This is a genomic window from Burkholderia glumae LMG 2196 = ATCC 33617, from assembly GCF_000960995.1.
Classification (GTDB): domain Bacteria; phylum Pseudomonadota; class Gammaproteobacteria; order Burkholderiales; family Burkholderiaceae; genus Burkholderia; species Burkholderia glumae.
On the sequence record NZ_CP009435.1, the window covers coordinates 1,282,027 to 1,301,174 of the forward strand.

At 61.4% G+C, this 19,148-nt stretch carries 15 protein-coding genes, 6 tRNA genes and 3 rRNA genes; 17 read left to right on the top strand and 7 right to left on the bottom strand.

Annotation, left to right across the window (positions count from 1 at the left end; translation table 11 throughout):
* Positions 1 to 140: 140 nt before the first annotated feature.
* From KS03_RS18355 to paaA, 7 genes are all read right to left on the bottom strand, one after another.
* A complete protein-coding gene (locus KS03_RS18355; RefSeq protein WP_012734335.1) occupies positions 141 to 773 on the bottom strand; it encodes a TetR/AcrR family transcriptional regulator in 633 nt (210 codons plus the stop codon).
* A gap of 63 nt (positions 774 to 836) precedes the next feature.
* Positions 837 to 1,658 carry a DUF1835 domain-containing protein gene (locus KS03_RS18360; protein ID WP_012734336.1) on the bottom strand — a complete coding sequence of 274 codons (822 nt, stop codon included), beginning with the start codon at positions 1,656 to 1,658 and terminating at the stop codon, positions 837 to 839.
* 127 nt (positions 1,659 to 1,785) lie between these two features.
* The gene (gene paaE / locus KS03_RS18365; protein WP_012734337.1) at positions 1,786 to 2,874 is read right to left on the bottom strand and encodes a 1,2-phenylacetyl-CoA epoxidase subunit PaaE; all 1,089 of its coding nucleotides are present in this window, start codon (positions 2,872 to 2,874) and stop codon (positions 1,786 to 1,788) included.
* Position 2,875: 1 nt separating this feature from the next.
* The gene (paaD, locus tag KS03_RS18370) at positions 2,876 to 3,469 is read right to left on the bottom strand and encodes a 1,2-phenylacetyl-CoA epoxidase subunit PaaD (RefSeq protein WP_012734338.1); all 594 of its coding nucleotides are present in this window, start codon (positions 3,467 to 3,469) and stop codon (positions 2,876 to 2,878) included.
* Between the two features lie 35 nt (positions 3,470 to 3,504).
* The gene (paaC, locus tag KS03_RS18375) at positions 3,505 to 4,311 is read right to left on the bottom strand and encodes a 1,2-phenylacetyl-CoA epoxidase subunit PaaC (protein ID WP_012734339.1); all 807 of its coding nucleotides are present in this window, start codon (positions 4,309 to 4,311) and stop codon (positions 3,505 to 3,507) included.
* Positions 4,312 to 4,318: 7 nt separating this feature from the next.
* The gene (gene paaB / locus KS03_RS18380; RefSeq protein ID WP_012734340.1) at positions 4,319 to 4,603 is read right to left on the bottom strand and encodes a 1,2-phenylacetyl-CoA epoxidase subunit PaaB; all 285 of its coding nucleotides are present in this window, start codon (positions 4,601 to 4,603) and stop codon (positions 4,319 to 4,321) included.
* A 38-nt stretch (positions 4,604 to 4,641) separates the two neighbouring features.
* On the bottom strand, positions 4,642 to 5,640 hold the full coding sequence (gene paaA / locus KS03_RS18385) for a 1,2-phenylacetyl-CoA epoxidase subunit PaaA (RefSeq protein ID WP_012734341.1): 999 nt from the start codon (positions 5,638 to 5,640) through the stop codon (positions 4,642 to 4,644).
* Between the two features lie 186 nt (positions 5,641 to 5,826).
* On the opposite strand from paaA, the gene KS03_RS18390 reads away from it, so the two are divergent.
* The 17 genes from KS03_RS18390 to rplL all read left to right on the top strand — a co-directional run bounded on the left by KS03_RS18390 (position 5,827) and on the right by rplL (position 18,861).
* The gene (locus KS03_RS18390) at positions 5,827 to 7,116 is read left to right on the top strand and encodes an SGNH/GDSL hydrolase family protein (protein ID WP_012734342.1); all 1,290 of its coding nucleotides are present in this window, start codon (positions 5,827 to 5,829) and stop codon (positions 7,114 to 7,116) included.
* Between the two features lie 558 nt (positions 7,117 to 7,674).
* A 16S ribosomal RNA gene (locus tag KS03_RS18395) occupies positions 7,675 to 9,207 on the top strand.
* A 64-nt stretch (positions 9,208 to 9,271) separates the two neighbouring features.
* Positions 9,272 to 9,348, top strand: a tRNA-Ile gene (locus KS03_RS18400).
* Between the two features lie 40 nt (positions 9,349 to 9,388).
* Positions 9,389 to 9,464 (top strand) — tRNA-Ala (locus tag KS03_RS18405).
* A gap of 304 nt (positions 9,465 to 9,768) precedes the next feature.
* Positions 9,769 to 12,649: ribosomal RNA gene (locus KS03_RS18410) — 23S ribosomal RNA — on the top strand.
* A gap of 139 nt (positions 12,650 to 12,788) precedes the next feature.
* Positions 12,789 to 12,902: ribosomal RNA gene (gene rrf / locus KS03_RS18415) — 5S ribosomal RNA — on the top strand.
* Together the 16S, 23S and 5S rRNA genes with 2 tRNA genes alongside form the textbook arrangement of a ribosomal RNA operon.
* A 789-nt stretch (positions 12,903 to 13,691) precedes the next feature.
* Positions 13,692 to 13,777: transfer RNA gene (locus tag KS03_RS18420), tRNA-Tyr, on the top strand.
* 38 nt (positions 13,778 to 13,815) lie between these two features.
* Positions 13,816 to 13,889: transfer RNA gene (locus tag KS03_RS18425), tRNA-Gly, on the top strand.
* Positions 13,890 to 13,915: 26 nt separating this feature from the next.
* A tRNA-Thr gene (locus KS03_RS18430) sits at positions 13,916 to 13,990 on the top strand.
* A gap of 63 nt (positions 13,991 to 14,053) precedes the next feature.
* On the top strand, positions 14,054 to 15,244 hold the full coding sequence (tuf, locus tag KS03_RS18435; RefSeq protein WP_012734343.1) for an elongation factor Tu: 1,191 nt from the start codon (positions 14,054 to 14,056) through the stop codon (positions 15,242 to 15,244).
* Positions 15,245 to 15,301: 57 nt separating this feature from the next.
* Positions 15,302 to 15,377: transfer RNA gene (locus tag KS03_RS18440), tRNA-Trp, on the top strand.
* 39 nt (positions 15,378 to 15,416) lie between these two features.
* On the top strand, positions 15,417 to 15,797 hold the full coding sequence (gene secE, locus KS03_RS18445) for a preprotein translocase subunit SecE (protein WP_012734344.1): 381 nt from the start codon (positions 15,417 to 15,419) through the stop codon (positions 15,795 to 15,797).
* A gap of 1 nt (position 15,798) precedes the next feature.
* A complete protein-coding gene (nusG, locus tag KS03_RS18450) occupies positions 15,799 to 16,356 on the top strand; it encodes a transcription termination/antitermination protein NusG (RefSeq protein WP_012734345.1) in 558 nt (185 codons plus the stop codon).
* Positions 16,357 to 16,499: 143 nt separating this feature from the next.
* Positions 16,500 to 16,931: a 50S ribosomal protein L11 gene (rplK, locus tag KS03_RS18455; RefSeq protein WP_012734346.1), complete on the top strand. Its 432-nt coding sequence runs from the start codon at positions 16,500 to 16,502 to the stop codon at positions 16,929 to 16,931.
* A complete protein-coding gene (gene rplA / locus KS03_RS18460) occupies positions 16,932 to 17,630 on the top strand; it encodes a 50S ribosomal protein L1 (RefSeq protein ID WP_012734347.1) in 699 nt (232 codons plus the stop codon).
* Positions 17,631 to 17,928: 298 nt separating this feature from the next.
* Positions 17,929 to 18,426, top strand: coding sequence for a 50S ribosomal protein L10 (gene rplJ / locus KS03_RS18465; protein WP_012734348.1), 498 nt, complete (start codon positions 17,929 to 17,931; stop codon positions 18,424 to 18,426).
* A 60-nt stretch (positions 18,427 to 18,486) separates the two neighbouring features.
* Positions 18,487 to 18,861, top strand: coding sequence for a 50S ribosomal protein L7/L12 (rplL, locus tag KS03_RS18470; protein ID WP_012734349.1), 375 nt, complete (start codon positions 18,487 to 18,489; stop codon positions 18,859 to 18,861).
* Positions 18,862 to 19,148: the final 287 nt, after the last annotated feature.

Sequence of the window (19,148 nt, forward strand, 5' to 3'; positions counted from 1 at the left end):
AGCCTCGAGCAATCGTTCTAGAGAAGCGCAATGATCAAGGAAGTTGTTGATTTAAAAGCAATTATTTCATCGACCGAAATTCGGCGTGTGACCTCGCCACAACGCTCGGCGCCGGCCTGCCTGGGCGTGGACGGCGCCGTTCAGGCCGCGCGCGTCGGGTCCGCGCCCGCGTTCTCGCCGCCGAGCCCGCGCTCGATCAACCCGATCACCTGCTCGGCGAAGTCGCGGTAGCCGAGGCGCCCGCCCGGCTTCAGCCAAGTGAAGGTCCAGTTGATCATGCCGAACACCATCATCGTGACGGCCGTCTGGTTCTCGCGCGACACGCGCCCGGGATAGGCACGCTCGATCTGGCGCGTGAACGCGGCGACGATGTCGCGCTGCCGGTCGAGGATCACCTGACGCTGCGTGTTTTCCAGATATTTCACGTCGTTGAGCAGCGCGACATGCCGGCTGTGCGACGTCTCATATTCGGAGAGGAATGCGCGGATCAGTTCGGCGAACGCCTCGCGCTCGCTGAGCCCGCGCCGCTGGCTGGTGCCCTGGACTTCCGCGATGATCAGCATCAGCCGCTTGGTATAGCGGTCGAGCAGGTCGAACAGGATCGCTTCCTTGCTTTCGTAGTAGTGGTAGAGACGCGCCTTCGAGGTACCGCTCGCGGCGGCGAGGTCGGTCATCGAGGTGCTCGGGTAGCTGGTTTGCGCGAATTTGCTGGCGGCGAGATCGAGGATCTGCTCGCGCTGGGATTCGTGGTCGGGCGCTCGGGTGCGGGCCATGGCGTTGGTGGAGTCGGATCGGGGCGGCGGGCCTGCCGCGGTGGACGAAGGCAGCGGTGGCGCTCAGCGCGGCGCGGCGGCCGGTACCGCGCGCAGCGAGGCCGCGCGCAGATTGTCGGGCCCGGGCGCGCCGCCGCGCAGTTCGAGCCGGCCCGCGGCGGCCAGCTCGCGGCAGCGCCAGAACGCGATGCTGTCGCCGAGGCGGAGGTGGCCGCGATTGGCGAGCGCGATGATGGCGCCGACCACGCGCGCGGCCGGCATCCAGGCTTCGCCGGCCTGTTCGAGCGCGAGCGCGTCGATGTCGGCGTAGTGCCCGCTCTTGAAGGTGTTGTCGATCCAATAGCGCAACTCGGCGTTGACCTGCTTGGCCTCCTGCCATTCGAGCGCGAGCCGGCCGATGCGCAGCACCGAGATCGGCGCCGCCTCCGGCAGCTTCGCGCGGAGCCGTTCGGGGCCGAACATGTCGACCGAGACCGCGGCCTCGCGGCCGGGCGGATGCGTGCGCGGACCCAGGTCGGCGGCCGACAGCCGGACCTCGTTGAGACGTTGCGGCGCATGGCGCAGGTGATAGGCGACGCGGCGCAGCATCAGCTGGTCGGCCGCGCTCTGCGCATGCCAAATCACCACCTGGCCGGAGCCGGCGGCGAGCCTTGCGAGCTTGTCGAGTTCGGCGGCGAGCCGTGAGTCCCAGTCGGGCGGCGTGTCGGCGAAGATCCGTTCCCAAAATGCGGCGCGCGGCTCGGGCGCGTCGTCGATGCCGCGCAGCGGGCCCACGGCCAGATCGTCGAGGAGTTCGACCACGGCATTGTCGCGGCCGGCTGCGGCCAGCGCGGCGCGCAGCGATTCGGCGGCGGAACCGCCGACGGTGACATGAAGAGTGCTCATCAGCGAGAGGTCAACGAAAAAGGACCGCTTTCGCCCGGATTCGCGGATCCGGCTCGAGAAGCGGCCCCTAGTGTAAGCGAGATGCCCGGCCACGAGATATCCCGCGGCCGGCGCGTCGCCCGGTCGCTCAACGCTCGTCGAAGCTCACCACCACGCGCTCGCTGACCGGGTGGCACTGGCAGGTCAGCACGAACCCGTCGCGCACCTCCTGTTCCTCCAGCGTGTAGTTCCTGTCCATCCGCACCTCGCCCTCGACCACCTTCGCGCGGCAGGTGCAGCAGACGCCGCCCTTGCAGGCATAAGGCAGCGCAAGGCCGGCGCGCAGGCCGACGTCGAGCAGGCTCACGCCCTCGTAGGGCAGGCGCAGCTTGCGCGTCTTGCCGTCGAGCATGATCTCGAGCGCGGCGGCCGGCGTCGCCTCGGTGATCTCCACGACCGGCGCGCCCGCCTGCGGCAGCGGCGTGCCGAAACGCTCGACATGGATCCGCTCGCGCGCCACGCCGGCCGCGCCGAGCGCTGCCTCGGCCGCGTCCATCATCGGCGCTGGGCCGCAGATGAACGCTTCGTCGATCGAGGCGGCCGGCACCAGCGTGTCGAGAAAGGCCGCGCATTTGGCCTGGTCGAGCACGCCGTTGAACAGATCGACGTCCTGCAACTCGTCGGACAGCACGTGGTAGAGCGAGAAGCGCTGCATGAAGCGGTTCTTCAGGTCCTCCAGCTGCTCGGCGAACATGATCGAATCGACGCTACGGTTGCCGTAGATCAGCGTGAACGTGCTGCGCGGCTCGAGCTCGAGCGTGGTGCGCACGATCGCGAGCACCGGGGTGATGCCCGAGCCGCCCGAGAACGCCACGTAGTGCTTGCCGTGCTCGGCATTCAGGTGCGTGAAGAAACGGCCGTCCGGCGTCATCACGTCGATCGTGTCGCCGGCCTTCAGCGTGTCGAACGCGAAGTTCGAGAAGCGCCCGCCCCGCACGCGCTTGATGCCGATCCGCAGCTCGCCGTCGCGGTCGTAATCGGTGGTGCCGACGCAGATCGAGTACGAGCGGCGGGTTTCCTCGCCGCCGATCTGCGCCCTGAGCGTCACGAACTGACCCTGCGTGAAGCGATACTGCTCGCGCAGCTCGGCGGGAACCTCGAACGCGACCGTCACCGCGTCGGCGGTCTCGGGTTGCACGTCGCGAATGCGCAGCGGGTGGAATTGCGGAGTCGCCATGTCAGTAGGGCTTGAAGTAGTCGAAGGGTTCGCGACAGTCGAGGCAGCGGTACAGCGCCTTGCAGGCGGTCGACGCGAACTGCGCGAGCCGCTCGGTATGGCGCGAACCGCAGCGCGGGCATGCGGGGGCGGCGCCCGGCTTCGGTGCGAAGCGGATCACCTGCGCGGCGGCGGGGCGGGCTCCGCTTGCGGCGCCGCAAGCTGCCGCGCCGCCGCTCGCGCAGCTGCCAACCGGCGGCGCGATGCCGTAGGCGCGCAGCTTTTCACGCGCGGCGTCGGTGATCCAGTCGGTGGTCCAGGCCGGCGACAGCACCGTGACGATTCGGTAGGCCGGCACGCCGGCGCGGTCGAGCGCGGCGCCGATGTCCTCGGCGATCTGCGACATCGCCGGACAGCCGGAGTAGGTCGGCGTGATCACAATCTCGAGCGTCGCGTCGGCCGCGCGCCGCACCTCGCGCAGGATGCCGAGCTCGCCGATCGAGACGACCGGGATCTCGGGGTCCGGCACCGTGTCGAGCGCGGCGCGCGCGCGCGCAAGCTCGGCGTCGGCATCGACGCTGGCGACGGAGGCGACGGAGGCGGGCGGCGCGGACATCATGGGTTCTCTCCGGAACGAAGACGCCGCGGGCATTACCAGCTGGCGCCCGGATGCTGGCGGGCGAGGCTCTGCATCTGGGCGAGCAGAAAGCCCATGTGCTCGGAATGCTCGCCGCGCCGGCCGGCCGGCACGTAGGCGCCCGGTGCGGGCGCCGCCAGCGTTGCCTCGGCCAGTGCGGCATCGAGGTCTGCGCGCCAGGCCGCCTCGAGCGTGTCGGCCGCTGGCGCGATGCCGGCCGCCGCGACCTCGCGCTCGACCGCGTCGACCGCGAAGCATTCGCGCGTGTAGGGCATCAGGTAGTCGAGCGCGGCCTGCGCGCGACGGTGCGATTCGTCGGTGCCGTCGCCGAAGCGGATCAGCCATTCGCGCGCGTGATGCTCGTGGTAGCGCGTTTCCTTGACCGACTTCGCGGCGATCGCGGCCAGTTGCGGATCGGCCGAGCCTTCGAGCGCCGTCCAGAGGTGCAGCATCAGCGTCGCGTAGAGGAAATTGCGCACGATCGTGACGGCGTAGTCCTTGCTGGCGTGCGCGGTGCCGCTGACCGGCCCGTAATGCGGCAGCTCGACCAGCGTCAGGTTCGTGAACTCGCGCTCGCTGCGGAAGTACGCGTAATCGTCCTCGGTCCGGGTGGTGCCGTGCAGCGCGTGTTCGAGGTCGGCGGCGTGCGCGTAGAGCAGCCGAGCCTGGCCGATCAGGTCGAGGCTCATGTTGGTCAGCGCGATGTCCTCTTCGAGGATGGGGCCGTGCCCGCACCACTCGGCGTTGCGCTGGCCGAGGATCAGCGCGCTGTCCGCGAGGCGCAGCACGTAGGACAGATGGGAGGGCCGGGGCGTCGTCATCGCGGGCTCACATGTGGTTGACTTCGTCGGGCAGCGTGTAGAACGTCGGATGGCGGTAGATCTTGTCGCCGGCCGGTTCGAACAGCTCCGCCTTCTGGTTCGGATCGGATGCCGTGATCGCGGCCGACGGCACCACCCAGATGCTCACGCCTTCCTGGCGGCGCGTATAGACGTCGCGCGCCATGCGCAGCGCCATCGGCGCGTCGGCTGCATGCAGGCTGCCGCAGTGCTTGTGGTCGAGCCCCTGCTTGCTGCGCACGAAGACTTCCCAGATCGGCCATTCCTGTTTCATTGCATGTCTCCTGAATCGGATTCGAAAGGGACGCGGCGTCAGGCGGCTTGGCGCTCGGCCCGGCGGGCGCGCTTGCCGGCGTGGGCCAGCGCGGCCTCGCGGACCCACGCGCCGTCCTCGTGGGCCTTGACGCGCGTCGCCAGCCGCTCACGGTTGCAAGGGCCGTCGCCGTTGACGACGCGCCAGAATTCGTCCCAGTCGATCGCACCGTAATCGTGGTGGCCGCGCGCCTCGTTCCATTTCAGGTCCGGATCGGGCAAGGTCACGCCGAGCACCTTCGCCTGCTCGACCGCCGCATCGACGAATTTCTGGCGCAGGTCGTCGTTCGAGATGCGCTTGATTCCCCATTTCGCCGACTGGTTGCTGTGAACGGAGTCGGCGTCGCTCGGGCCGAACATCATCAGCACCGGCCACCACCAGCGGTTCACGGCCTGCTGCACCATCTCGCGCTGCGCCGGCGTGCCGGCCATCATCGCCAGCAGCGCGTCGAAGCCCTGGCGCTGGTGGAACGATTCCTCCTTGCAGATGCGGATCATGGCGCGCGCATAGGGGCCGTAGGTGCAGCGGCAAAGGGGAATCTGGTTCATGATCGCGGCGCCGTCGACGAGCCAGCCGATCACGCCGACGTCGGCCCAGCTCGGCGTGGGGTAGTTGAAAATGCTCGAATACTTGGCCTTGCCGGCGTGCAGCGCGTCGACGAGCGTGTCGCGCGACACGCCGAGCGTCTCGGCCGCGCTGTAAAGATAGAGCCCGTGACCAGCTTCGTCCTGCACCTTGGCGAGCAGGATCGCCTTGCGCTTCAGGCTCGGCGCGCGCGTGATCCAGTTGCCTTCCGGCAGCATCCCGACGATCTCGGAATGGGCGTGCTGCGAGATCTGGCGGATCAATGTTTTGCGATAGGCGTCGGGCATCCAGTCCTGCGGCTCGATCTTGCCGTCGGCGGCGATCACTGCGTCGAACCGGGCTTGCTCAGGCGCGGCGCTGGCCGTCTCGCCGACGGCGGGCTGGCCGGGAAGATCGAGGGATTGCGTGTACATGACAAACGTCTCGTGCGGGATGAGGTGGATCAAAGTATAAACCAACCGTCCGGTCGGTTAATTAATTTTTAGAGAAGGCGAAGGCCGGTGCGTGGGGCCAATCGGGTGGGATTACCGCCCGGGCACACGCGGCGTGGTCTCGATATCGGGCACAATCAAAGTCTTTTCCGTGTGCGCCCTCGAATCATGAGTTTTCGTCGTTGTTTGCCGGTCTGGGCCGGCTGTCTTGCCTTGTGTCTGTCCGGCGCGGCGTTTGCGGCCGGCGATGCCGCCGGCTCCGGCGGTTTGCCGAGATGGGTGGCGGCCTGGGCGAGCGCCCTGCAGCCGATTCCTGCGCTCGCTTCGCCGCCTCCCTTATATAGAGCGCCGGAGGTCGCGAACCGCACGATTCGCCAAATCGTCTATCCGAGCGTCGGCGGCACGCGCCTGCGCTTGCGGATCAGCAATGCCTATGGCCGCACGCCGCTGTCGCTCGGCGCCGTGCGGATCGGCCGGTCTGCGGCCGGCGCCGCGGTGCGGCCCGGCGATACCGTGCTCGTCACGTTTGGCGGCCGGCGCGACCTGGTGGTGCCGGCCGGCGAGGAACGCGACAGCGATCCGGTCGCGCTGCCGCTCGAGGCGGGCGCCCCCTATGCGATCAGCCTGTTCGTGCGTGGCGAGCAGAAAATGACGGCTTGGCACCGCGTGGCGAACCAGGTCAATTACGTGTCGGTGCCCGGCGACCATAGCGCCGACGTCGATGGTGGAGCGTTCCGTACCCGTTTCACGCAGTCGGCCTGGGTCAGCGAACTGGCGGTGGAGGGGAGCTCGGCCGCAACGGGCGCGATCGCGGCCGTTGGTGATTCGATCACCGACGGCCTGCGTTCGAGCCTCAATCGCAACCGCCGCTGGACCGACGGGCTCGCCCGCCGGCTCGACGCGGCGGGCGAGCGTGACTGGAGCGTGGTCAATCTCGGCATCAGCGGCAACCGGCTGCTTAGCGATTCGGCATGCTACGGCAGTGCGCTCGAGCGGCGTTTCGATCGCGACGTGCTGGCTCGCTCGGGCGTGAAGGCTGCGGTGCTGCTGATCGGTATCAACGATATCAATTTCGCCGCGATGCCGCCGCGTGCCGGGCTCGACTGCGACGCGCCGCACACACGCGTCGATGCGCGGATGCTGATAGACGGTTACCGTCGAGTGATCGCGAGCGCGCATGCTCACGGGGTTGCCCTGTTCGGTGCCACGCTGACGCCGGCGTCGTTGCCGCCGGAGCGCGAAGCGATTCGCACCGAGGTGAACAACTGGATTCGGACCTCGGGGGCGTTAGATGGCGTCGTTGATTTCGACGCGGCGCTGCGTGACCCGGCGCGGCCGCAGGTGCTGCAGCGTCGCTACGACAGCGGTGACGGTGTTCATCCGAGCGACGCCGGCTATGCGGCGATGGCCGATGCCGTACCGATCGATCGGCTGTTGGCGGCCGCCAAGCGGCACTGAGGCTTCGGGCGCCGACAAGCCGGCGCAAAGGGATACGCGAGGGATGACGAAACGGGCGCCGTGGCGGCGCCCGTTTTCTTGGCAATTTTCTTAGAAATGACTTGCGTGATGGGGTTTCGCTGCTTAGAATCACGCCTCTTTCGCGCTGCCGGAAACGCGGCGCGGAGAGGGAAGCGAGGTGGGAGAAGCAAGGCGCCGAAGTTGGGCAGCCAGTGGACCCGGCCGAAGGGAAGTGATCAGCGAAGAAGTGGATCGCGGCGAGCAAAAAAGTAGTTGACGCGCTGCGAAACGTTGATCATAATCTCGCTTCTCTGCTGCTGACAACGCAGCGCTGCCGGGAAAGCCGAACAGTTCGGTCGGATCGGTGGAAATGCTCTTTAAAAATTAACAGCCGATAAGTGTGGACGCTTGATCGACGCGGACCTGATCTTCGGATCGGGAAGCAAAAGTATCAAGAGTCTCACACAAAAGTAAGTCAGGTTGATGAAGCAATTCATAACCTGTCAGCTTTGAGTGAGCGACCGGTTCTTAACGGAACCGAAAACAGTAACAGGTATTGAACTGAAGAGTTTGATCCTGGCTCAGATTGAACGCTGGCGGCATGCCTTACACATGCAAGTCGAACGGCAGCACGGGTGCTTGCACCTGGTGGCGAGTGGCGAACGGGTGAGTAATACATCGGAACATGTCCTGTAGTGGGGGATAGCCCGGCGAAAGCCGGATTAATACCGCATACGATCTACGGAAGAAAGCGGGGGACCTTCGGGCCTCGCGCTATAGGGTTGGCCGATGGCTGATTAGCTAGTTGGTGGGGTAAAGGCCTACCAAGGCGACGATCAGTAGCTGGTCTGAGAGGACGACCAGCCACACTGGGACTGAGACACGGCCCAGACTCCTACGGGAGGCAGCAGTGGGGAATTTTGGACAATGGGCGAAAGCCTGATCCAGCAATGCCGCGTGTGTGAAGAAGGCCTTCGGGTTGTAAAGCACTTTTGTCCGGAAAGAAATCCTGAGGGCTAATATCCTTCGGGGATGACGGTACCGGAAGAATAAGCACCGGCTAACTACGTGCCAGCAGCCGCGGTAATACGTAGGGTGCGAGCGTTAATCGGAATTACTGGGCGTAAAGCGTGCGCAGGCGGTTTGCTAAGACCGATGTGAAATCCCCGGGCTCAACCTGGGAACTGCATTGGTGACTGGCAGGCTAGAGTATGGCAGAGGGGGGTAGAATTCCACGTGTAGCAGTGAAATGCGTAGAGATGTGGAGGAATACCGATGGCGAAGGCAGCCCCCTGGGCCAATACTGACGCTCATGCACGAAAGCGTGGGGAGCAAACAGGATTAGATACCCTGGTAGTCCACGCCCTAAACGATGTCAACTAGTTGTTGGGGATTCATTTCCTTAGTAACGTAGCTAACGCGTGAAGTTGACCGCCTGGGGAGTACGGTCGCAAGATTAAAACTCAAAGGAATTGACGGGGACCCGCACAAGCGGTGGATGATGTGGATTAATTCGATGCAACGCGAAAAACCTTACCTACCCTTGACATGGTCGGAATCCTGAGGAGACTCGGGAGTGCTCGAAAGAGAACCGATACACAGGTGCTGCATGGCTGTCGTCAGCTCGTGTCGTGAGATGTTGGGTTAAGTCCCGCAACGAGCGCAACCCTTGTCCTTAGTTGCTACGCAAGAGCACTCTAAGGAGACTGCCGGTGACAAACCGGAGGAAGGTGGGGATGACGTCAAGTCCTCATGGCCCTTATGGGTAGGGCTTCACACGTCATACAATGGTCGGAACAGAGGGTTGCCAACCCGCGAGGGGGAGCTAATCCCAGAAAACCGATCGTAGTCCGGATTGCACTCTGCAACTCGAGTGCATGAAGCTGGAATCGCTAGTAATCGCGGATCAGCATGCCGCGGTGAATACGTTCCCGGGTCTTGTACACACCGCCCGTCACACCATGGGAGTGGGTTTTACCAGAAGTGGCTAGTCTAACCGCAAGGAGGACGGTCACCACGGTAGGATTCATGACTGGGGTGAAGTCGTAACAAGGTAGCCGTATCGGAAGGTGCGGCTGGATCACCTCCTTTCTCGAGCTTATTCCGCATACATTGAGCGTTCACGCTTATCGGCTGTTGATCAAGACAGACTCAGGGGTCTGTAGCTCAGTCGGTTAGAGCACCGTCTTGATAAGGCGGGGGTCGTTGGTTCGAATCCAACCAGACCCACCAATTGTCTGACACGGAACACCTGGGTAGTCTCTGTAGGGAAGGGGGCATAGCTCAGCTGGGAGAGCACCTGCTTTGCAAGCAGGGGGTCGTCGGTTCGATCCCGTCTGCCTCCACCAATCTTCAATGACAAACGTTCAGGGATGCTGAGCAGTTGTCATTGGCGATTGAGCCAGTCAGAGGATGAGCGAGAAGTAGCGCTTATCGGCTGTCGTTCTTTAACAATCTGGAAGAAGTAGTAAAGTGGATAGCGGAAGCGCTTATTTGAGATGGGCGTGGAAGTTATCCGGGTTGTGATTGTATCGATGTATCTCAAGATGATTCGAACGCAAGTTCGGCTCAATTGGAATACGGCACAAATGCGAGAACTCAACCTGTAGCGGCTGTCATCTCCTTCGGGAGAGCGAGACAGACTCGTTATAGGGTCAAGCGAACAAGTGCATGTGGTGGATGCCTTGGCGATCACAGGCGATGAAGGACGCGGTAGCCTGCGAAAAGCTACGGGGAGCTGGCAAACGAGCTTTGATCCGTAGATGTCCGAATGGGGAAACCCACTCCTTTTGGAGTATCCATGACTGAATACATAGGTCATGTGAAGCGAACGCGGTGAACTGAAACATCTAAGTAACCGCAGGAAAAGAAATCAACCGAGATTCCCAAAGTAGTGGCGAGCGAAATGGGAAGAGCCTGTACTCTTTATTTGTATTGTTAGCCGAACGCTCTGGAAAGTGCGGCCATAGCAGGTGATAGCCCTGTAGGCGAAAACAGTATGAAAGAACTAGGTGTACGACAAGTAGGGCGGGACACGTGAAATCCTGTCTGAAGATGGGGGGACCATCCTCCAAGGCTAAATACTCGTGATCGACCGATAGTGAACCAGTACCGTGAGGGAAAGGTGAAAAGAACCCCGGGAGGGGAGTGAAATAGATCCTGAAACCGCATGCATACAAACAGTCGGAGCCTCGTAAGGGGTGACGGCGTACCTTTTGTATAATGGGTCAGCGACTTACGTTCAGTAGCAAGCTTAACCGAATAGGGCAGGCGTAGCGAAAGCGAGTCCGAATAGGGCGTTCAGTTGCTGGGCGTAGACCCGAAACCAAGTGATCTATCCATGGCCAGGATGAAGGTGCGGTAACACGTACTGGAGGTCCGAACCCACTAACGTTGAAAAGTTAGGGGATGAGCTGTGGATAGGGGTGAAAGGCTAAACAAACTTGGAAATAGCTGGTTCTCTCCGAAAACTATTTAGGTAGTGCCTCGTGTCTCACCTTCGGGGGTAGAGCACTGTCATGGTTGGGGGGTCTATTGCAGATTACCCCGCCATAGCAAACTCCGAATACCGAAGAGTGCAATCACGGGAGACAGACATCGGGTGCTAACGTCCGGTGTCAAGAGGGAAACAACCCAGACCGCCAGCTAAGGTCCCCAAATATGGCTAAGTGGGAAACGAAGTGGGAAGGCTAAAACAGTCAGGAGGTTGGCTTAGAAGCAGCCACCCTTTAAAGAAAGCGTAATAGCTCACTGATCGAGTCGTCCTGCGCGGAAGATGTAACGGGGCTAAGCCATATACCGAAGCTGCGGATGCGAGCTAGTCTCGCATGGTAGGAGAGCGTTCCGTAAGCCTGCGAAGGTGCATTGTAAAGTGTGCTGGAGGTATCGGAAGTGCGAATGCTGACATGAGTAGCGATAAAGGGGGTGAAAGGCCCCCTCGCCGTAAGCCCAAGGTTTCCTACGCAACGTTCATCGGCGTAGGGTGAGTCGGCCCCTAAGGCGAGGCAGAAATGCGTAGCTGATGGGAAGCAGGTCAATATTCCTGCACCATTGTTAAATGCGATGGGGGGACGGATCGCGGAAGGTTGTCCGGGTGTTGGAAGTCCCGGTCGCTGCATTGGAGAAGGCGCTTAGGCAAATCCGGGCGCGGAATTCAAGGGTGTGGCGCGAGCTTCTTCGGAAGCGAAGCAATCGGAAGTGGTTCCAAGAAAAGCCTCTAAGCTTCAGTTTAACAGTGACCGTACCGCAAACCGACACAGGTGGGCGAGATGAGTATTCTAAGGCGCTTGAGAGAACTCGGGAGAAGGAACTCGGCAAATTGGTACCGTAACTTCGGGATAAGGTACGCCCCTGTAGCTTGACTGGCCTGCGCCAGAAGGGTGAAGGGGTTGCAATAAACTGGTGGCTGCGACTGTTTAATAAAAACACAGCACTCTGCAAACACGAAAGTGGACGTATAGGGTGTGACGCCTGCCCGGTGCCGGAAGATTAAATGATGGGGTGCAAGCTCTTGATTGAAGTCCCGGTAAACGGCGGCCGTAACTATAACGGTCCTAAGGTAGCGAAATTCCTTGTCGGGTAAGTTCCGACCTGCACGAATGGCGTAACGATGGCCACACTGTCTCCTCCCGAGACTCAGCGAAGTTGAAGTGTTTGTGATGATGCAATCTCCCCGCGGCTAGACGGAAAGACCCCATGAACCTTTACTGTAGCTTTGCATTGGACTTTGAACCGATCTGTGTAGGATAGGTGGGAGGCTATGAAACCGGAACGCTAGTTTCGGTGGAGCCGTCCTTGAAATACCACCCTGGTTTGTTTGAGGTTCTAACCTTGGCCCGTGATCCGGGTCGGGGACAGTGCATGGTAGGCAGTTTGACTGGGGCGGTCTCCTCCCAAAGTGTAACGGAGGAGTACGAAGGTACGCTAGGTACGGTCGGAAATCGTGCTGATAGTGCAATGGCATAAGCGTGCTTAACTGCGAGACCGACAAGTCGAGCAGGTGCGAAAGCAGGTCATAGTGATCCGGTGGTTCTGTATGGAAGGGCCATCGCTCAACGGATAAAAGGTACTCTGGGGATAACAGGCTGATACCGCCCAAGAGTTCATATCGACGGCGGTGTTTGGCACCTCGATGTCGGCTCATCTCATCCTGGGGCTGTAGCCGGTCCCAAGGGTATGGCTGTTCGCCATTTAAAGAGGTACGTGAGCTGGGTTTAAAACGTCGTGAGACAGTTTGGTCCCTATCTGCCGTGGGCGTTGGATATTTGAAGGGGGCTGCTCCTAGTACGAGAGGACCGGAGTGGACGAACCTCTGGTGTACCGGTTGTCACGCCAGTGGCATCGCCGGGTAGCTATGTTCGGAAGAGATAACCGCTGAAAGCATCTAAGCGGGAAACTCGCCTTAAGATGAGATATCCCCGGGGACTTGATCCCCTTGAAGGGTCGTTCGAGACCAGGACGTTGATAGGTCAGGTGTGTAAGCGCAGTAATGCGTTCAGCTAACTGATACTAATTGCCCGTAAGGCTTGATCCTATAACCGGTCTGTTTCATGTCGAACCAACAGGTCGACGAACAGCGGTTGAGTGAGCAATGTGCCGGTGTACAAGCACAACCCCTACTACTTCTTCGAGATTGGTCATGGCGCGCTGTCGCGACGTGACAACCCCTTTAGCCTGATGACCATAGCGAGTCGGTCCCACCCCTTCCCATCCCGAACAGGACCGTGAAACGACTCTACGCCGATGATAGTGCGGATTGCCCGTGTGAAAGTAGGTAATCGTCAGGCTTCCTCATTCGAAACCCCCGCTGCCAGCGCAGTGGGGGTTTTGTCTTTCAAGGCTCGGAAATCCAGAGCCATCCACTGACAAGTTTCGCCGCGGTCATGCTCGTTCAGGAGGGCTGAAGATCGATCCGTCGCGCCGGGACGAGGACGAGTTCAATTGTGGTCCCAGCTGACCGCCAAACGGCCGCCATTCGTTTGTTTCACCTGCATCGATGGGGCGGACCTTCCCCCGCATAGACGACGCATACGGGCGGTGCGCGTAGCATCTTCACTCGGGCCAGTTGTCGATTGCATGCCTGGGAGCGGATTGCCGCGGCTCTGAGGCGGCGAGAGCGAAAGTTCTCGAACCGTGTCATCGAGACTCCCGCCCCACGCTCCGGCTAACTGCAACACCTCGAACCTCGCTTCAATGCTCCTCGGCGTTACGTGTCCGACGAGCCAGAGCCCGTTGTCCGTTTGCCGTGGTCATGCCAGCTCGCCGAACCGGAAATCAAAAAAAGTTAAAAAAAAGTGGTTTTTCTATTGGCTTAATCGTCGCGACCCCTTATGATTCACGTCTTCCGATTTTCCGGTGAGCTTACCCGGCAATCGCAAGGACGGTCTGGGCGGAAGTCGTTTTCCGTGCGGTCGCCGGCCTGGCAAGACGCGGCGCTTTTACAGGGCGCTGGCTTACGAAATGCCAGGCAGGTCGGCTTGTCGCGCATGTCGAGCAGTGAGCGGTCGAAGAGCAAAAAAACTCTGGCGATCGCTTGACACAAAGCCGGCATGCCACCATAATCGTCAGTTCTCTGCGGAGGGGTGCCCGAGTGGCTAAAGGGGGCAGACTGTAAATCTGTTGGCTTACGCCTACGTTGGTTCGAATCCAACCTCCTCCACCAAGACATAAAGAGCGGTAAGGGATCGTAAAGTAGCCCGTGCGGGTGTAGCTCAATGGTAGAGCAGAAGCCTTCCAAGCTTACGACGAGGGTTCGATTCCCTTCACCCGCTCCACGTTCCATGCAGTAAGTACTTGTTTCGCCCATGTGGCTCAGTGGTAGAGCACTCCCTTGGTAAGGGAGAGGTCGGCAGTTCGATCCTGCCCATGGGCACCAGCAGGTTAGTCAGTGTCTGTTTGCGCGCGGCGCAACATGTGAAATTCCTTACGGGAGTTGAAAATGGCCAAGGAAAAATTTGAGCGGACCAAGCCGCACGTGAACGTTGGCACGATCGGTCACGTTGACCACGGCAAGACGACGCTGACGGCGGCGATCGCGACGGTTCTGTCGTCGAAGTTCGGCGGCGAAGCGAAGAAGTACGACGAAATCGACGCGGCGCCGGAAGAAAAGGCACGCGGCATCACGATCAACACCGCACACATCGAGTACGAAACGGCGAACCGCCACTACGCGCACGTCGATTGCCCGGGCCACGCCGACTACGTGAAGAACATGATCACGGGTGCCGCGCAGATGGACGGCGCGATCCTGGTGTGCTCGGCAGCCGACGGCCCGATGCCGCAAACGCGTGAGCACATCCTGCTGGCGCGTCAGGTTGGCGTGCCGTACATCATCGTGTTCCTGAACAAGTGCGACATGGTGGACGACGCCGAACTGCTCGAGCTGGTCGAGATGGAAGTTCGCGAGCTGCTGTCGAAGTACGACTTCCCGGGCGACGACACGCCGATCATCAAGGGTTCGGCCAAGCTGGCGCTGGAAGGCGACAAGGGCGAGCTGGGCGAGACGGCGATCATGAACCTGGCCGACGCGCTGGACTCGTACATTCCGACGCCGGAGCGTGCGGTGGACGGTACGTTCCTGATGCCGGTGGAAGACGTGTTCTCGATCTCGGGCCGCGGCACGGTGGTGACGGGTCGCGTCGAGCGCGGCATCGTGAAGGTTGGCGAGGAAATCGAAATCGTCGGTATCAAGCCGACGGTGAAGACGACCTGCACGGGCGTGGAAATGTTCCGCAAGCTGCTGGATCAAGGCCAGGCTGGCGACAACGTCGGTATTCTGCTGCGCGGCACGAAGCGTGAAGAAGTGGAGCGTGGTCAGGTTCTGGCGAAGCCGGGCTCGATCAAGCCGCACACGCACTTCACGGCCGAGGTGTACGTGCTGAGCAAGGACGAAGGCGGCCGTCACACGCCGTTCTTCAACAACTACCGTCCGCAGTTCTACTTCCGTACGACGGACGTGACGGGCTCGATCGAGCTGCCGAAGGACAAGGAAATGGTGATGCCGGGCGACAACGTGTCGATCACGGTGAAGCTGATCGCGCCGATCGCGATGGAAGAAGGTCTGCGCTTCGCGATCCGCGAAGGCGGCCGTACCGTCGGCGCCGGCGTCGTCGCCAAGATCCTCGACTAAGCCAGTTAGTTCCGGGTCGACAGTTTTGGGGCCGGAGTTGTCCGGTCCCATTGGTACAGGGGTATAGCTCAACTGGCAGAGCGTCGGTCTCCAAAACCGAAGGTTGGGGGTTCGATTCCCTCTGCCCCTGCCAAATCGCCACGTCCAGACGTGGCATTTGTTTTAAGGTGTTATGGCGAATCCATCCGTCGAAACTGTAAATACCTCCGGCGATAAGCTGATGCTGGGCCTGGGCGTATTGCTGGTCTTGGCCGGATTTGCGGGCTTCTTCTTGCTGGGTGGCAAGGAGTGGTACATCCGCGGCGCTGCGCTGGCAGTGGGGGTGATCGCCGGTGTGGCTGTCGCCCTGATGTCGCTGCCGGGCAAGAGCTTCATCGCCTTTGCCAAGGATTCCTACCGGGAAGTGCGCAAGGTTGTCTGGCCGACGCGCAAGGAAGCCACGCAAACCACGCTGGTCGTTTTCGGGTTTGTGCTGGTTATGGCACTCTTTCTTTGGCTTAGCGACAAGTCGATCGAATGGGTGATTTTCTCGGCGATTCTGGGTTGGAAATGATATGAGCGATACTCCGGCATCTCCGAGCGGAAAACGCTGGTACGTCGTGCACGCCTACTCCGGGATGGAGAAGAGCGTGCAGCGTGCGCTTCAAGAGCGCATCGAGCGTGCCGGCATGCAAGACAAGTTTGGCCAGATCCTGGTGCCGACCGAAGAGGTCGTCGAAGTCCGGGGTGGCCACAAGGCAGTGACCGAGCGCCGCTTCTTCCCCGGCTACGTGCTGGTGGAGATGGAAATGACGGACGAAACGTGGCACCTCGTGAAGAACACCGCGAAGGTCACCGGTTTCGTCGGCGGTGCGCGCAATCGTCCGAGCCCGATTTCCCCGCGGGAAGTCGAAAAGATCATGTCGCAGATGCAGGAAGGCGTGGAGAAGCCGCGCCCGAAGACCTTGTTCGAGGTCGGCGAGATGGTCCGGGTGAAGGAAGGTCCGTTTACCGATTTCAACGGCACTGTCGAAGAAGTCAACTACGAAAAATCGAGAGTCCGCGTGTCCGTCACCATTTTCGGGCGCGCTACACCGGTCGAACTCGAGTTTGGCCAGGTCGAGAAAGTCTGAGTTTTGATGGGCAGCCTCCGCGCTGCCCATCATTGCGCTTACGGTCCGCATCATCGACCGTTGAGGAGCGTCAGTAGCCGGAGCCGGTGAACGCGCGTTATCACTCACCGAACGCCTGCCTGGCGTTCCAACGAGGTTTTCAAATGGCAAAGAAGATTATCGGCTTTATCAAGCTGCAGATTCCTGCAGGTAAAGCCAACCCGTCGCCGCCGGTCGGTCCGGCACTGGGCCAGCGCGGCCTGAACATCATGGAGTTCTGCAAGGCGTTCAACGCGCAGACCCAGGGCATGGAGCCGGGCCTGCCGGTGCCGGTGGTCATCACGGCATTCGCGGACAAGAGCTTCACGTTCGTGATGAAGACGCCGCCGGCGACCGTCCTGATCAAGAAGGCGGCGAAGGTGGACAAGGGCTCGGCGAAGCCGCATACCGACAAGGTCGGCTCGATCACCCGCGCACAAGCCGAAGAAATCGCGAAGACCAAGATGCCTGACCTCACGGCAGCGGATCTGGACGCGGCAGTTCGTACCATCGCGGGCAGCGCCCGCTCGATGGGCATCACCGTGGAGGGCGTGTAAATGGCCAAGATCTCGAAGCGCCGTCAGGCATTTGCCGCTAAGGTCGATCGTCAGAAGCTGTACGCGATCGAAGACGCACTGGCACTCGTGAAGGAGTGCGCGAGCGCGAAGTTCAACGAATCGATCGACGTGTCGGTTCAGCTCGGCATCGACGCGAAGAAGTCGGATCAAGTGGTTCGCGGCTCGGTCGTGCTGCCGGCAGGTACCGGCAAGTCGGTGCGCGTCGCCGTGTTCGCACAGGGCGAGAAGGCCGAGCAGGCGCGTGCGGCCGGCGCCGAAATCGTCGGCATGGAAGACCTCGCCGAGCAGATCAAGGCCGGTCAGATGGATTTCGACATCGTGATCGCCTCGCCGGATACGATGCGTATCGTCGGTACGCTCGGTCAGATCCTCGGCCCGCGCGGCCTGATGCCGAACCCGAAGGTCGGCACGGTCACGCCGGACGTGGCGACCGCGGTCAAGAACGCCAAGGCCGGTCAGGTGCAGTACCGTGTCGACAAGGCCGGTATCATCCACGCCACCATCGGCCGTGCATCGTTCGAATCGGCGGCACTGCGTTCGAACCTGACCGCGCTGATCGAAGCGCTGCAGAAATCGAAGCCGGCGACGAGCAAGGGTGTCTACCTGCGCAAGATCGCCCTGTCGAGCACGATGGGCGTCGGCGTGCGCGTCGACCAGACCTCGCTCGCGGCGCAGTAAGCGAAGCATTCGGGCCGCTCACCCCGTGGTGTGGCGGCCCAACCTGGGCTTTGGGCGGTTGCCCGGCGCGCGAGCGCAAGGCGACCGGTTATCAAAGACCGTTGGTGGGAGGCAGCAGTCGGGCCGTCCCTTAATACAGGCCAACGCAGATGGCGAACCCGAACAAGTTTTGAAGTGATGAAGCCGGTGGTGCGGATCGATTCGCACCGGCGGTGGAAATACTCCTGACGACTCGGACGCCGTGGTTGAACGAGGTACGAGAGGCGCTCGCCGATCGTATCGTTTCTGGAGGCTGACCGTGCCGCTTAATAGAGAAGACAAGCAAGCCGTCGTCGCTGAGGTTTCCGCGCAAGTCGCGAAGGCCCAGACCGTTGTGCTAGCTGAGTATCGTGGAATTGCGGTTGGCGATCTGACCAAGCTGCGCGCGCAAGCGCGTGAAAAGCAGGTGTACCTTCGCGTGTTGAAGAACACGCTGGCGCGTCGCGCCGTCGAAGGCACGCCGTTTGCTCCGCTGGCAGAGCAGATGACTGGCCCGCTGATCTATGGCATCTCGGAAGATGCGATTGCCGCCGCCAAGGTGGTGAACGACTTCGCGAAGAGCAATGACAAGCTGATCATCAAGGCTGGTGCGTTCGATGGCAAGGTAATGGACAAGGCAGGCGTGCAAGCGCTGGCCACCATTCCGAGCCGCGAAGAACTGCTCTCGAAGCTGCTGTTCGTCATGCAGTCGCCTGTTTCCGGCTTTGCGCGCGCCCTGGCTGCGCTGGCCGAGAAGAAGCAGGCCGAAGCTGCATAACGTCGGCATTCGCGTCACAGATCGCTGGCTGTACCCGCATTCAATTTAGGAGTATTTCACATGGCAATCGCAAAAGAAGACATCCTGGCAGCAGTCGAAGGCATGACTGTTCTGGAACTGAACGAGCTGGTCAAGGCGTTCGAAGAGAAGTTCGGCGTGTCGGCAGCCGCAGTGGCCGTCGCCGGCCCGGCAGGCGGCGGCGCAGCTGCTGCAGTCGAAGAGAAGACCGAGTTCTCGGTCATCCTGGCCGAAGTCGGCGCCAACAAGGTTTCCGTCATCAAGGCCGTTCGCGAGCTGACGGGCCTGGGCCTGAAGGAAGCGAAGGATCTCGTCGACGGCGCACCGAAGCCCGTCAAGGAAGGCGTGGACAAGGCTGCTTCGGAAGAAGCGAAGAAGAAGCTGGAAGAAGCTGGCGCGAAGGTCGAAATCAAGTAAGGTTCGACAGTCTGCGCGAAGGCTGGCGGTGTTATACCGCCGGCCTTTTTGTGCTTTGTGGGGACGCTGTTTTGACACTCAATAAACGTGTCAAGATGGAGGGCCCCAGAAGCCAAAGAAAAACGTCCCGCGGTGTGGTAACGGCGCCAGGCGATTCTCTTTGTCTTCTGAAGCGACTGCAGAAGGCAAGTTTGGTCGGGTAGCGGGCAACACAGGCATCCGCTGCCGTCAGCCAGCGGTTGGTAGCGGCCAACCACCAAGCTTCTCGGCTCGAGCCGCCGCACGGC